1 pseudogene is annotated in these 328 nt (G+C 41.2%); it reads right to left on the reverse strand.

Features of this window, described 5'->3' with window-relative positions:
- Positions 1–79: 79 nt before the first annotated feature.
- Positions 80–328: pseudogene (locus HMPREF2811_RS11070) on the reverse strand (IS110 family transposase); the annotation flags it as partial.

Below are 328 nucleotides of genomic sequence, written 5' to 3' on the forward strand. Positions count from 1 at the left end.
AGGGCGCACTAAATAAACACTCGTGAAATCGCGTTTTTTCACGAACTTTATTAAGAATTGATTTTATTTTGTTCGTCTTTTATCTATGCAACACCTCCGGTGGCGTATAGAGTTGGTGATTGCGTAGTAGCACATCCACCAGACGCACTAATTTTCTTGCGGTTAAGACGAGGGCACGTTTGTGCTGATGTTTAGGTACTTCTTGGAATTTCTTATGATAGAACTGGGCATATTCAGGTAAATAACGTTTAACAGAGTTGGCAGCTTCAACTAGGTAATAACGCAAGAACCGATTGCCCCGATGAATCATCGGTGTGTTTTGTGACGA

The organism is Globicatella sp. HMSC072A10, from assembly GCF_001811625.1.
Taxonomy (GTDB): Bacteria; Bacillota; Bacilli; order Lactobacillales; family Aerococcaceae; genus Globicatella; species Globicatella sanguinis.